General features: G+C 63.9%; 13 protein-coding genes and 1 pseudogene. 8 read left to right on the forward strand and 6 right to left on the reverse strand.

Annotated features, from left to right (window positions below; translation table 11 throughout):
• The first annotated feature begins 54 nt into the window (after nt 1-54).
• Nucleotides 55-894 carry a non-homologous end joining protein Ku gene (gene ku, locus AXW83_RS24305; protein ID WP_066618530.1) on the forward strand — a complete coding sequence of 280 codons (840 nt, stop codon included), beginning with the start codon at nt 55-57 and terminating at the stop codon, nt 892-894.
• On the opposite strand, the gene ku (AXW83_RS24310) is transcribed toward ku (AXW83_RS24305), so the two are convergent.
• From ku (AXW83_RS24310) to AXW83_RS24320, 3 genes are all read right to left on the reverse strand, one after another.
• Nucleotides 895-1,683: a non-homologous end joining protein Ku gene (gene ku / locus AXW83_RS24310; protein ID WP_066618535.1), complete on the reverse strand. Its 789-nt coding sequence runs from the start codon at nt 1,681-1,683 to the stop codon at nt 895-897.
• A 72-nt stretch (nt 1,684-1,755) separates the two neighbouring features.
• Entirely contained in the window at nt 1,756-4,413 is a 2,658-nt protein-coding gene (gene ligD, locus AXW83_RS24315) for a DNA ligase D (RefSeq protein ID WP_236841762.1), read from the reverse strand.
• A gap of 35 nt (nt 4,414-4,448) precedes the next feature.
• Nucleotides 4,449-4,676, reverse strand: a complete 228-nt coding sequence (locus tag AXW83_RS24320) for a hypothetical protein (RefSeq protein ID WP_236841763.1) — start codon at nt 4,674-4,676, stop codon at nt 4,449-4,451.
• 131 nt (nt 4,677-4,807) lie between these two features.
• On the opposite strand from AXW83_RS24320, the gene AXW83_RS24325 reads away from it, so the two are divergent.
• The 7 genes and pseudogenes from AXW83_RS24325 (at nt 4,808) to AXW83_RS24355 (ending at nt 11,482) form a co-directional block, all read left to right on the forward strand.
• A complete protein-coding gene (locus AXW83_RS24325) occupies nt 4,808-6,889 on the forward strand; it encodes an ATP-dependent helicase (protein ID WP_066618542.1) in 2,082 nt (693 codons plus the stop codon).
• Nucleotides 6,890-6,980: 91 nt separating this feature from the next.
• A pseudogene (locus AXW83_RS24330) lies at nt 6,981-7,469 on the forward strand (2'-5' RNA ligase family protein).
• 36 nt (nt 7,470-7,505) lie between these two features.
• Nucleotides 7,506-8,258, forward strand: coding sequence for a 3'-5' exonuclease (locus tag AXW83_RS24335; protein ID WP_066618544.1), 753 nt, complete (start codon nt 7,506-7,508; stop codon nt 8,256-8,258).
• Nucleotides 8,259-8,346: 88 nt separating this feature from the next.
• On the forward strand, nt 8,347-8,988 hold the full coding sequence (locus tag AXW83_RS24340) for a hypothetical protein (RefSeq protein WP_066618546.1): 642 nt from the start codon (nt 8,347-8,349) through the stop codon (nt 8,986-8,988).
• A 142-nt stretch (nt 8,989-9,130) separates the two neighbouring features.
• The gene (locus AXW83_RS24345; RefSeq protein WP_066618548.1) at nt 9,131-10,432 is read left to right on the forward strand and encodes a cation:proton antiporter; all 1,302 of its coding nucleotides are present in this window, start codon (nt 9,131-9,133) and stop codon (nt 10,430-10,432) included.
• Nucleotides 10,433-10,547: 115 nt separating this feature from the next.
• Entirely contained in the window at nt 10,548-11,030 is a 483-nt protein-coding gene (locus tag AXW83_RS24350; RefSeq protein ID WP_156640363.1) for a hypothetical protein, read from the forward strand.
• A gap of 8 nt (nt 11,031-11,038) precedes the next feature.
• Nucleotides 11,039-11,482 (forward strand): DUF421 domain-containing protein, encoded by a 444-nt coding sequence (locus AXW83_RS24355; protein ID WP_066618558.1) that lies wholly within the window; start codon nt 11,039-11,041, stop codon nt 11,480-11,482.
• Between the two features lie 69 nt (nt 11,483-11,551).
• Here AXW83_RS24355 and AXW83_RS24360 read toward each other — a convergent pair whose 3' ends face one another.
• The 3 genes from AXW83_RS24360 to AXW83_RS24370 form a co-directional block, all read right to left on the reverse strand.
• Nucleotides 11,552-11,860 carry a hypothetical protein gene (locus tag AXW83_RS24360; RefSeq protein ID WP_066618561.1) on the reverse strand — a complete coding sequence of 103 codons (309 nt, stop codon included), beginning with the start codon at nt 11,858-11,860 and terminating at the stop codon, nt 11,552-11,554.
• Between the two features lie 104 nt (nt 11,861-11,964).
• Nucleotides 11,965-12,351 carry a GFA family protein gene (locus AXW83_RS24365; RefSeq protein ID WP_066618564.1) on the reverse strand — a complete coding sequence of 129 codons (387 nt, stop codon included), beginning with the start codon at nt 12,349-12,351 and terminating at the stop codon, nt 11,965-11,967.
• Between the two features lie 50 nt (nt 12,352-12,401).
• Nucleotides 12,402-12,665 (reverse strand): DksA/TraR family C4-type zinc finger protein, encoded by a 264-nt coding sequence (locus AXW83_RS24370; RefSeq protein WP_066618568.1) that lies wholly within the window; start codon nt 12,663-12,665, stop codon nt 12,402-12,404.
• Between the last annotated feature and the right edge of the window lie 168 nt (nt 12,666-12,833).

Raw genomic sequence — 12,833 nt, forward strand, 5'->3', positions numbered from 1 at the left:
ATCCCCAGCTAGTTCCTCGACTGCGTTGCCGGTGACGCAAATCAAGGAACGGCCATGGCTCCGCGTGCTGTCTGGAAGGGCGTTCTCAAGATCGCCGAGGTGACCTGCCCGGTGTCCCTCTACACAGCCGCGTCCACATCGGAGCGGATCTCGTTCCACACGCTAAATCGCAAGACTGGCAACCGCGTCCATCGCCAGTTCATCGACGAGGTCTCGGGCAAACCGGTGGAGACCGAAGATCAGGTCAAGGGATACGACAAAGGCAACGGCGACTACGTCATCCTCGAACCCGAAGAGATCGCAGCCGCCATCCCCGAAAGCGACAAGACGCTGACCGTGGAGACGTTCCTGCCCTGCGATGAGATCGACGACATCTTCTTCGACAAGCCCTACTATGTAGCGCCCAGCACGCCGGTCGCATCCGAGGCCTTTGCGCTGATCCGCGAGGGCATGAAGGGTCAGAAGTCTGCAGCCCTTGCCCGGACAGTGATCTTTCGCCGCATGCGCTCTATCCTGATCCGCCCGCATGGCGAGGGTCTGATCGCGACCACGTTGAACTTCGACTATGAGGTGCGGTCTGCGGAGAACGCGTTCAGCGGCGTGCCCGCGATCAAGATCGACGACGAGATGCTTGAGCTTGCCGAGCACATTATCAAGACGAAAGCCGGCGAGTTCGATCCCAAGGAATTCGACGACCGCTATGAGAGTGCACTGGCCGAACTCGTCCAGGCGAAGATCGAAGGCCGCAAGATCAAGCCGCAGAAGCAGCCCTCGCCGACCAAGGTCGTCAGCCTGCTGGATGCGTTGCGCGAGAGCGCCAAAGGAGGAGCCGGCAAGAAGTCTCCAAAACCGGCCGCCGCTGCAAAGGAAGCCCCGCGGAGAAAGGCCGGCTGATCACGCCTTGCGGGGCTCAAGGCTCCGCTTCAGCGCGTCCATGATGTTCACGACATTGCCTTCGTTGGCCTGAGGCTTCGCCGCTTTCGTGGGCTTGCGGCCCTTCTGCTTGGCCTTGATGATGGCAAGAAGCTCGTCCTGAACCGGGTCCTTGGCCAGATCGGGCGACCAGTCCTTCGTCCGGGTCGTGATCAGCTTATCCATGAGCGGCCGAAGATCAGCTTCAGGCTCCGCGTCCTTGATCCCGGCGAAATAATCCTTCTCCGGCCGGACCTCGTCGCCATAGCGCAGCGTCCACAGGACAATGCCGTTGTCGCGCGCATCGAGCAGCACGGCCCGTTCACGGCGATACAGAACGACGCGGGAAATCCCTACCGTCTTCGTCCGCTTCATCGCCTCGCGGATGACCGAGAACGCCTCCTCGCCGACCTTGGAGTCGGGCACGAGATAGTGGGGCGCGTCATACCAGATCCAGCCGACCGAGGATCTTGGCGCAAACGTCTGGATGTCGATCGTCCGGGTGCTTTCCAGAGCAACGGAATCCAGCTCGTCATCCTCCAGGACGACGTAGTCGTCATCTCCCTTGGGATAGCCTTTGACCTCGTCGTCATCGGCGACGGGCTTCCCCGTGACGGCATCGACATACCGGCTCTGGATGCGGTTGCCGGTCTTACGGTTCAGGGTATGGAAGCGGACCTTCTCGCTTTCCGACCGCGCCGGCATCATCGCGACCGGGCAGGTCACAAGCGAGAGTTTCAGATAGCCCTTCCAGAATGTCCGCGGCGCCATGGTCTTCTCTCCCGATGGCCGGTGAACGCCGAGCTGAGCCCGTTCGTTCCGGTCGATAGCTTACATGGCTCGTTAGGCCGCCTCACTACGCTTGCCGAGCTTCTTGATGGCGTCGGCGATCGACCCCGCCGCGTCGTCGTAGCCCTCCCAAGCCTTGGTCTTCCTCAGCACGCCAGGCAGGGTCCTGACGGTGAAGCGGCTCGGATCGAGATCGGCCTTCACTTGCGACCAGGTGAGCGGCATCGACGCATGGGCGCCTGGACGCGCCCTGGGCGACAAGGGTGCGACGGCGGTCGCCATTCGGTCGTTGCGGAGATAGTCGAGAAAGATGCGGCCGTTTCGAAGCCGCTTGGCCATGTTGATGACATAGCGCGCCGGCTCCTCGCTTGCTAGCTCGGCACAGACCCGCCGTGCGAAGTCCTTGGCCGCCGGCCAATCGACGGTGGCGCGCTTGCCCGACGCCAAAGGCGTCACGACGTGAAGGCCCTTGCCGCCCGTGGTCTTGCAGAAGCTGACGAGGCCCAGCGCCTCGAGCCGCTCACGCATCTGCTTGGCAGCGTCGATCACATCGCCGAAGGTCACGCCAGGCCCGGGATCCAGATCGAAGACGAGACGCCCGGGCGTCTCCGGATCGCCGGGGAGGCAGTTCCAGGGGTGGAGTTCGATACCCCCGACTTGGGCGGCCGCAGCCAGCGCCTCGATCCGGTCGATCTGGAGATAGGGCTTCTTGTCGCCGAAGACCCGGACGAGCTCGAACAGGTTCGACGTCCCCATGCCGGCATGGCGCTGGAAAAACATTTCGCCGCCGATCCCATCAGGTGCGCGAACGAGGGAGCAGGGCCTGCCTTTGATATGCGGCAGCATCCAGTCGCCGACCGCTCCGAAATACTCGGCCAGATCCTGCTTGGAGACGGGTTTGCCATCTTCGGCATCGGGCCACAGCGGCTTGTTGGGGTGGCTGATGCCAACGCCCATGACATCGGCCCTGCCACCGCGTCCGCGAGCGCGAGCGGGCCTGGGCTCAGGCGTCTGCGTCTCTGCCGGATCGGCAGGCAATTCGGTCTCGACCTCGTCCGCCGGCTTGTCCTCGCGCAGCCCCTTGAACGCCGCCTGGCGGACCATGCCGTCACCGGTCCAGCCGGCGAACTCGATCTCGGCGACCAGCTCCGGCTTCAGCCAGGTCACGCCCGGCTCACGCTTGGGCGCGCCTACGCCGGTGAAGGGCGATGCCTCCGCGGCGACGGCCTTGAGCTTCGGCAGCAATGCATCCACCTTCGCCGCGCTGTAGCCGGTCCCGACACGGCCGACATAGACGAAATGGGAGCCCCGGTTGACGCCGACGAGGAGCGATCTGAACTTGCCTTCGGTTGTGGACCAGCCTCCGATCACGACCTCATGGCCAGCCCGGCACTTGGACTTCGTCCATGTGTCACTTCGACCGGAAATGTAGGGTGCATCGACGGCCTTGGAGACGATGCCTTCCAGGGACAGCTTGCAGGCCGATTTCAGGACCGCATCGCCACCTGTCTCGAAATGCTCGACATAGCGCAGCACGACACCGTCAGCATGATCCTCCAGATACGCCTTCAACTGCTCTTTTCGTTGCAGCAGAGGTCGCTCGCGCAGATCGGTATCCTTGTCGAACAGCATATCGAAGGCGAAGAAGACCAGATCATCAGTCTTATTCTCGGAAAGGGCGGCCTGAAGCGCTGCAAAATCCGGCGAGCCGTGACTGTCGAGCGCCACGATCTCGCCATCAATGATGGCGTCAGGGAGACCCTTGGCCGCCTTCGCGATCGCGCCGAACTTTTGGGTCCAGTCGAGACCATTCCGCGTTTTCAAGGTCACCTTGCCGGCGTCGATCCGCATCTGGATGCGATAGCCGTCGAATTTGATCTCGTGGACCCAATCGGTGCCGCTGGCGGGACGCTCGATGCTCCGACAGAGTTGTGGCGCGATGAAGGCTGGAAGGGCAACCGAAGCGACGGACTTGTGGGAGGCAGGCGCCTTAGGCGACGGAGATTTCGACCTAGACGCGGGCTTAGTCGGTTCGTGCCTCTTGTTCGCTGCCAGTCCTTTCTGACTGTCCCACTCCGCGTCAGGGGCGAGAATATCGTCGTCCAGCATGAAAGGCTTGGGCGAGCGTCCCTTGCCTGCAGCGATCGTTGCCATGCTACGGCCTGAGGCCACCGACTTGTCGTCGGCCAGGACCGCGTCGCCATGGCTTTCGACGGCATGTTCGTCGCGGTGCTTGATAAGAAGCCAGTTGGTTCGCTTACCGCCATTGCGATCGTGGCGCATGCGGACGAGGACGAAGCTGCCGTGCAGGCGCTCCCCGGCGAGGACGAATTTGAGCTCGCCTTTCTCAAGTTGCTTTTCAGGGCTGAGCTTGCCTTCGGCTTCCCAGTAGCCACGATCCCAGAGCTGGACCGTTCCGCCGCCATACTGCCCCTTCGGGATGGTGCCTTCGAAATCGCCGTAGGGCAGCGGGTGATCCTCCACCTCGACGGCCAACCGCTTGTCGCCGGGATCGAGCGAGGGTCCCTTGGTCACAGCCCAGGAGCGAAAGACGCCATCGAGTTCCAGCCGCAGATCGTAGTGCAGACGGGTTGCGTCATGCTTCTGGATCACGAACCGCAGGCGGTTCGACGCGGCGACGGAGGCTTCGCCATCGGGCTCCTTGGTCTTCTCGAAATCGCGCTTTTGGCGATACGCCTTCAGCTTTTCCAACGCACACCTCCGCGGCACACTTGAAGCAGTCTCGATCAAGCCGCGATCGCGCGATGATGTGCAGTAGAGGCAGCAAGGCGATCGGCTCGGTTCAGATCCTCCTGCGACCAGGCGGGGATGGGATCCTCCAGCAACGCCAGCAGAACCTCGCGGTCGATCGGGCCGTTTGCCACGGCGCTGGCGATGGCCGCCCTTGTCTCACGCTCGGCTGCGAGCTGTGCCGCGAGCGCCCGGATGAGCCTGTCCCTCTGATCGTTGCGCATGACCATCTCCCTGTTGAGAAGCCAAACAAGCTTTCGGCTCATGAGTTCCGGTCCGCAAGGCCGGAGGGTGCGCGGGCTTGCGGCACGATGCGCGATTGCGAACAAAACCGGAAACTGGTCGAATCCGGATCATGCTCGCCATCGATTCGCCGCCGCTCGCCACGCCCTATCTCGACACGCTCAACCCGGCGCAGCGCCGCGCCGTGACCCATGGCGTCGGCGGCGACCGTGCCGCGCCGCTGCTGGTGATCGCTGGCGCTGGCTCCGGCAAGACCAACACGCTTGCGCACCGCGTTGCGCATCTGATCGTGACGGGGGCCGACCCGCGCCGCATTCTGCTGATGACCTTCTCGCGCCGTGCCGCGGCCGAGATGACCCGCCGCGTCGAGCGCATCGCCCGCAAGGTCATGGGTGAGGGCGCGAGCGTGATGACCGACGCGCTGCGATGGGCCGGCACCTTTCACGGGCTCGGCGCGCGGCTGTTGCGCGACTATGCCGACCAGATCGGGCTCGATCCCGCCTTCACGATCCACGACCGCGAGGACGCGGCCGATCTGATGAACCTCGTGCGGCACGAGCTCGGGTTCTCGAAGACCGAGACCCGCTTTCCAGCGAAGGGCACCTGCCTCGCGATCTATTCTCGCTGCGTCAACGCGGAGATGCCGATCGAGGCCGTGCTGACCCGGTCGTTTCCCTGGTGCGTCGCCTGGGCCGCCGAGTTGCGCGAGTTGTTCGCGGCCTATGTAGTGGCCAAGCAGCGCCAGAACGTGCTCGATTACGACGATCTGCTGCTCTATTGGGCGCAGACAATGGCCAATCCCGATCTCGCCGCCGAAATCGGCGCGCGCTTCGACCATGTCATGGTGGACGAGTATCAGGACACCAACCGGTTGCAATCCTCGATTCTGTTAGCGCTGAAACCGGACGGACATGGCCTCACCGTGGTCGGCGACGATGCGCAGTCGATCTATTCCTTCCGCGCCGCGACGATCCGCAACATCCTTGATTTCCCCGCTGCCTTCTCGCCGCCCGCCGAGATCATCACGCTCGACCAGAATTACCGCTCGACGCAGGCCATCCTCAACGCCGCCAACGGGGTCATCGACCTCGCCAGCGAGCGCTTCACCAAGAACCTCTGGACCGACCGCGCGACGGGCGCGCCGCCGCAACTCGTCAACGTCCGCGACGAGGCCGACCAGGCCCGCTTCATCGCCGGCCGCGTACTTGAAAACCGCGAGGCAGGATCAACCCTGAAGCAGCAGGCGGTGCTGTTTCGAGCCTCGCACCATAGCGGCCCGCTGGAGATCGAGCTGACCCGGCGCAACATCCCCTTCGTCAAGTTCGGTGGGCTGAAGTTCCTCGACGCCGCCCATATCAAGGATCTCCTGGCACTGCTGCGCTTCGTCGAGAACCCGCGCGACAAGGTTGCCGGCTTCAGGGTGATGCAGCTGCTGCCCGGTGTTGGTCCGACCTCGGCACAGCGCGTTCTGGACCATATCGCGGCGGCGACCGATCCGATGGAGGCGCTGGCCTCGGCCCCGCCGCCGCCACGCGCCGGCGACGATTGGGCGGGGTTCCTGGGCGCGATCGAGGAGTTGCGCTCAGGCCGCGCGGGCTGGCCGGCCGAGATCGAGCGGGCGCGGCTCTGGTACGAGCCACATCTGGAACGCATCCACGAGGACGCCTCGACGCGGCAGGCCGACCTCGTCCAGCTCGAACAGATCGCCGGCGGTTATCCTTCGCGCGAGCGCTTCCTGACGGAACTGACGCTCGATCCACCCGATGCCACCAGCGACCAGGCCGGCGTGCCGCTGCTCGACGAGGACTACCTCATCCTCTCGACGATCCATTCGGCCAAGGGGCAGGAGTGGACATCGGTTTTCGTGATGAACGTCGTCGATGGCTGCATCCCGTCTGATCTCGGCGTCGGTACCAGCGACGAGATCGAGGAGGAGCGCAGGCTGCTCTATGTCGCGATGACGCGGGCCAAGGACGATCTGCATCTCGTCGTCCCGCAGCGCTTCTTCACGCATGGGCAGAGCGCGACCGGTGACCGCCATGTCTATGCGGCGCGTACGCGCTTCATTCCCAATGCGCTGCTCGGCCGGTTCGAACGCACGGCCTGGCCGCTCGCTGCGTCGGACGCGGCGCGTGCAGCGAGCCAGGGCCCGCGCATCGATGTCCGCGCCCAGATGCGGGGCATGTGGCGCTGACGGGAGGCGCAGCCGCATGGACGATGCCCCTCTGATCCTGACGCTGCGTTTCGACAAGGAGAGCTTCGCGCGGTTCGATGCGGAGCGAAGGATGCATTTCCCGCCTTCCCGCAACCTCATCCCGGCCCATCTGACCTTGTTCCACCATCTGCCTGGTGACCGCCATGGCGAGATCACGGACGGGCTCGCGTCGGTGGTGGCCCGACAGGCGCCGTTCCATCTCATGGCATCGTCCCTGCGCTTCCTGGGCCAGGGCACGGCCTATGCGATCGACAGCCCGGAGCTGCAGCGCCTTCGGGCCGAGATCGCGGGCCGCTGGTCGGCGCATCTGACCCGATAGGACGCGCAAGGCTTCCGCCCGCATGTCACGATCCAGAACAAGACCGATGCGGCGACCGCCAAGGCCCTCTTCCAGAAGCTCTCGTCCTCGTTCGTGCCCTTCGAAGCCAAGGCGACGGGCTTGCTGCTCTGGCGATATCGTGGAGGACCCTGGGAGCCTGCCGGCGAGCATCGGTTCACCGGATCAGCCCTCAGTCCAGAAAGTGCACCGCGTCGAACCGAGACAGAGCGTCGCTCCTGACTTGTATCGGTCGGTCGCGATGGTGATCTCCAGCCCATGCTCACCACGCGCGTCCGCGTCATCGACCTTGAAACCGCAGGAAACGGACCTCACGACGTCTGCGAGATCGGATGGCAGGATGTCTCCCTGGGTTCGGACGGCCATTGGCACGTTGACCAGCAGCGCGGCGCATTCTTCGTGAACCCCGGCCGGCCGATCTCGCCCGACACGATGGCGATCCATCATATCCGTGACGAAGACGTCGCCGGCGCGCCGTTTTGGAAGGATATCGCGCCCTCCGTCCTGCGTCCCGAAAGCGGGGTTGTGGCTCTGGCGGCCCATCGCGCAGCCTTCGAGCAACGCTATTGCACGGCCAGGCTGAGCGGCGGGACAGACTGGATCTGCACCTGGAAATGCGCGTTGCGGCTATGGCCGCATCTGCCGCGGTTCTCGAACCAGCTCCTACGCTATCAGCGCATGCCGGCAGGGCTCGTCCATGAGATCGGGCTTCCGGCGCATCGCGCCATGCCCGACGCGTATGTCACCGCGCACCATCTGCGCGACATGCTGAACCAAACCTCGCTTGATCAACTTGTCACGTGGAGCCGCGAGCCGGGGCTGCTGCCGCGCGTGCCGTCCGGCCCCGATCGCGGCAAGAGCTGGGACCAACTCTCAATCGCTGCACTGCGCGAGCTGGCGTCAGATCGCGACCTCGACCTGCGCTTCAGCGCCGCGACGGAGTTGACCCAACGCGGTGACATGTCAGATGCCCCGCCGACGACCGTGCCGGTGCAGCCGCAGCTGCTGTGATGTCGGCTATGCGCGCACTGGCACCCGCGTGCTGGAACACGTGTGATCGGATCTGGTTCATCATGCACATTCCCAATTATGAGTTGGCATGATGCCTTCCAAGCAGGTTGCCGAAATTTCGCCTGCGCTGGTTGCCGAATGGCCACTGCCGTCGGCGGCGACGCTCGGTTCGTCAGTGCGGCTGAAAGGGATCGAGCGGGAGGTCCGACGCCACCTGCCCTGGACAACACGAAAGTGCGTCGTCGCCATCGCTGGCGGGATCGTGCTGCGGATGTCCGAGGCAGAGCAGGCTGCGTTCGACGACGCCTCGGTGACAATCGCCAAAGCGCTGGTCGGGATTGAAGCTCTGCCGGTCCTCCCGAGCGAGGCGGAGGACATCCTCTCCATGTCTTCGCGTGAGCGTCACAAGTGGTTGAAGGATGGGCGGTTGAAAAGCGCCGGAACGCGCACCGTGAAACTGCGTGGTCGCGCCAAGGCCGTGACGTTTCACGTCTGCGAGCCGCAGCACATCGCCGACGTCCTCGATGGCGACCTCCTGGTCGTCTGGCGTGAGGAGGATGCGCGTACCGCCGCGGAGAACCGACGGCGCGCGGCGGGTAAGGCGGCACTGGCGCGCGCGGCCAAGGATCGGGACAGCAAGGCGGGCGATATCAAAGATCATAGAGACGACGGCGTGCAAGCGCCGTTGGAGGGCTGGGATGCGTTTGTAGCCGACGGTCTCCTCCGTTGAAGCCGACCATGACGACAGCTTGCGCGAGGGCGGTACCTCGGCGCAGGGAGATAGGACAGGCGTTGCTTCCATAAGATGAGCGGTTGCAGCCGAAACTTCGTGGGTATCTGGGATCGAATGGGCTGAACGGCGGTTGACTGACATGCAACCGCTAACCGACCTCGGTCCCGACCCCTACATCCTCGTGCTCACGGGGGCCGGACTTCTCATCTCGCTCGTGGCCTGGCTGCCCTTGGCGCTGCAGCGCCTGCCCCTATCCTTGCCGATCGTGTGCATAGCCTTGGGAGCAGCGATCTTCTCGCTGCCTTGGGTGGCGCTCGATCCCTTGCCGATGCATTTTCCCGAGATCACCGAACGCTTCTCGGAGTTCGTCGTCATCATCGCCTTGATGGGCGCTGGCCTGAAGCTCGACAGGCTGTTCAGCTTCCGAAAATGGGCGATCACTTGGCGGCTGATCGCGATCACGATGCACTTAAGCATCGCGGCGATCACTCTGCTGGCCGGTTGGTGGCTAGGCGTGCCATGGGCCATGGCGCTCCTCCTTGCAGCAGCGCTGGCGCCCACCGATCCCGTGCTGGCAGCCGACGTCCAGGTCGGCCCGCCGCAATCGGGTCAAGAGGACGATGTGCGCTTCGGGCTGACCTCGGAGGCCGGACTGAATGACGGCTTCGCCTTCCCATTCGTCCACCTCGCAATCGCTCTCGCAGCCGCGTCAGCCACGGGCGAGCCGTGGCTGACAGAGTGGCTGACCTATAACGTGCTTTGGGAAATCGGTGCCGGCATAGCGGCCGGTTACGCCATCGGCCGCGCCTTTGGCTGGCTGACCTTCAACGCGCCGGCCAAGACCAAGCTGGCCAAGACCGGCGATGGCCTCATCGCGCTCTCGGCGACTTTCGTCTCCTATGGCCTGACCGAACTGATCCATTGCTACGGCTTCCTAGCGGTGTTCGTCACGGCGCTGACCTTCCGCAACGCCCATCGCGATCACGACTTCCAGCTCGAGATGCACGAGCTGACCGAACAGATCGAGCGCATCGCGATGATGGTTCTGCTGCTGGCATTCGGCGGCGCACTCGTCAGCGGGCTGCTGGCGCCCCTTTCGGGAATCGACGTCGCGCTGGCGTTGGTCATCCTTCTCGTCATACGCCCGGTCACAGGGCTGATCGGACTGATCGGTCACGATGCGAACGGGACCGAGAGGATGACGCTTGCGTTCTTCGGCATACGCGGGGTCGGATCGATCTATTATCTCGCCTATGGCCTGAACCACATGGGCGGTGTCGAGGGCGCCGATAGGCTCTGGGCGATCGTGGGCCTGATCATTCTGATTTCGATCCTGATGCACGGCATAACGGTCACGCCGGTCATGCGCCTGCTCGACCGTCGCCGGGCGCGGGATCCGGATGGGAATGGGGAACGTACTGAATCCATCGACGCGTACTGATGCCGGTTCAGTGACGCACAGGACGCAGTCGACCGCAACGCAACCAACTCCAGCCGGTAGCGTTACAGATCGAGGCGATAGCCACATATGCGGGTTGCGAGTGGGGACCAAGACCGTGGCCGAACAACTCGAGCTCGATGAGCACCGCGCCTTTCAAGAGAAGTACTGGACCGTCCAGCGCTGGGCCTGGGTCGGATACGGCCTCATCATCGTCGCTGCGCTGCTGGGGTTTTCAGGAGAAGGAGGGATGTTCGCTCGCGCTCAAATCCAAGCGGCCGGCAATGAGATCGATTACCCCCGGTTCGCCCGCTGGCAGACTGAGGACACCATCTCGATCGCGTTTGCCTCAACAGGCGAAGCTGACCGCAGAATTCTTCTATCCCCCGACTTCGGCAGAAGCATCGCGATCGAAGGGGCCCAGCCTCGGCCATCGAAATCATCGGCCACGGCGGCGGGCGAAGAGCTGATCGTCCACGTTCGACCAGGCGATCGCGCCATGGCCAAGATCAGGATCAAGCCAGACGCCCCCGGTATCGTACGCGGTACCGTTTCAATCGACGGCGCGCCCGCGGCCGTGACCCTGATCATTCTTCCCTAGGATCCATCATGGAAACCGTTCTTCGCGGCTTTGCAATCTACGTCGTCTTGCTTGTCATCGTTCGGCTGTCGGGGCGCAGGACGCTGGCGCAGATGACGCCCTTCGACCTCGTTCTCCTGCTGATCATCGCTGAGACCACGCAGCAGGCGCTGCTCGGGGACGATTTTTCCATCACCAATGCATTCGTTCTGATCATCACGCTGTTTGGGATCGACATCGCGCTGTCCTATCTCAAGAGGGGGCATAGTGGGTTGAGCCTGGTGATCGACGGCGCGCCGACCATCCTCTTGAGCCATGGCCAGGCCGATGAGCGCGCGTTGAGGCGTGCCCGAGTCAGCATCGATGACGTTCTCAAGGCTGCCCGCATCCAACAAGGTCTGGAACGACAGGATCAGATCAAATTCGCCGTCCTCGAGGCGAGCGGCGAGATCAGCATCGTACCGAAGGACTAGACCCGGCATCTAGCCTCAGAGCGGCAGTGTGGTGATCAGCACCACCCTGCACCGCTTCAGGGCCGCCCCTCATCCGCGGCCGACGTCGTGAGCGCCAAATTCCGCGAACGCGTCGCGAATTGTGCTCGCTGTCGCGTCATCTTGGATATCGACCGAGACCTCGATCGGCCCGGTCAGCTTGGCGTCGGACCGCTCACCCGTGCCCGGCGAGGCAGCATCGCTGTCAGCCCCGGCCGTCTGCTCGCCCGCACTGTTGGCATCTCCTGCAGGCGCGATGAGGATAAAGCTGCGATCGACGCCGTGTTCCTGAACCAGACGCTCCACCGCCATCTCCGCGTCACGTCTTGTCTCGAACAGCCCAGTCAAATTCGCAGCCATGACAGGTATCCCTCGCGCTTGTGGCAAAGAACCTGAACGAGCGGCAGGCGGGATGGTTCGATCAGTCATCGGACCAAAAGCATGGCGTCGAAGGACTGCGTCCATCAGGGACGGTTGCCGGCATGCTGGCGGGCTTCGGCGACGGGCGTCTGCCAATGCTCGCGGCGATGCACCCATAGCTCATGATCCGGCGTCAGCCCCGTCGGGACTTGATCGAGGCTGCCGATGCGGACTTCGATTTCGGTGCTGTCGTCGGTTGCGAACAAGGCGCTTCCGCAGATGCCACAGAAATGGCGTCGGTCAGTCGACCCCGTCCAGCTCCGGGTCTCGCCGCTTACTGTCACGGCGGCTTGGTCCCAAACCGCATAGGCCATGAAGGCCGACCCTGTCTCCTTGCGGCAGGTCAGGCAATGGCACAGCCCGGTGCGGATCGGCTCGCCCGCCAGTTGAATCCGGACCGCGCCGCAGTTGCAGCCACCCTCAAGTTGCATCCGCTCGAATCCCTTCTTGAGTTGATGTCGCGCGGCAACGCGTGCACGCCTCACCTTAGCTGGCTGTCCTTGCTACCGCGGCGGTTGTACGCACTCACAGAGGCGGGCGCGTCACGCGTGGATTGGCAGTCGACGCAGGTGCGGACACTTGGCATCGCTTGCCTGCGCGCCTCGGGAATCTCCTCGCCGCAGCTCTGACAGTTGACCTCGCCCGGCCCCGAGGGAAGGCGCGACCGTGCAATGCGCACCGCGTCGCCGATGCTGTCGTCGATTTGGTCTTGAACGGCTCCGTCTGGAGCCCAACCGCTCGCCATGATCTCGTCCCTTCCGTCTCTCGATCACTCATCTGTCATCACGGGTCAGGAACGGCGAGGTGCGCCCATGCGTTCCAACGCCATCCCCAAAATGCATAGGATTCGGCAATGGCTCACGATTCGAACTCCATCTCCCGTCGCAATCTGGTCGGCGCCGCGGGCACCGGT

This window comes from Bosea sp. PAMC 26642 (genome assembly GCF_001562255.1).
Classification (GTDB): Bacteria; Pseudomonadota; Alphaproteobacteria; order Rhizobiales; family Beijerinckiaceae; genus Allobosea.

Coding starts and splice junctions, on each gene's coding strand:
- AXW83_RS24335 (WP_066618544.1), top strand. CDS start 7,506: ATGCTCACCACGCGCGTCCGCGTCATCGACCTTGAAACCGCAGGAAAC.
- AXW83_RS24345 (WP_066618548.1), top strand. CDS start 9,131: ATGCAACCGCTAACCGACCTCGGTCCCGACCCCTACATCCTCGTGCTC.
- AXW83_RS24365 (WP_066618564.1), bottom strand. CDS start 12,351: ATGCAACTTGAGGGTGGCTGCAACTGCGGCGCGGTCCGGATTCAACTG.
- ku (WP_066618530.1), top strand. CDS start 55: ATGGCTCCGCGTGCTGTCTGGAAGGGCGTTCTCAAGATCGCCGAGGTG.
- AXW83_RS24355 (WP_066618558.1), top strand. CDS start 11,039: ATGGAAACCGTTCTTCGCGGCTTTGCAATCTACGTCGTCTTGCTTGTC.
- AXW83_RS24370 (WP_066618568.1), bottom strand. CDS start 12,665: ATGGCGAGCGGTTGGGCTCCAGACGGAGCCGTTCAAGACCAAATCGAC.
- ku (WP_066618535.1), bottom strand. CDS start 1,683: ATGGCGCCGCGGACATTCTGGAAGGGCTATCTGAAACTCTCGCTTGTG.
- AXW83_RS24360 (WP_066618561.1), bottom strand. CDS start 11,860: ATGGCTGCGAATTTGACTGGGCTGTTCGAGACAAGACGTGACGCGGAG.
- AXW83_RS24320 (WP_236841763.1), bottom strand. CDS start 4,676: ATGCGCAACGATCAGAGGGACAGGCTCATCCGGGCGCTCGCGGCACAG.
- AXW83_RS24325 (WP_066618542.1), top strand. CDS start 4,808: ATGCTCGCCATCGATTCGCCGCCGCTCGCCACGCCCTATCTCGACACG.
- AXW83_RS24340 (WP_066618546.1), top strand. CDS start 8,347: ATGATGCCTTCCAAGCAGGTTGCCGAAATTTCGCCTGCGCTGGTTGCC.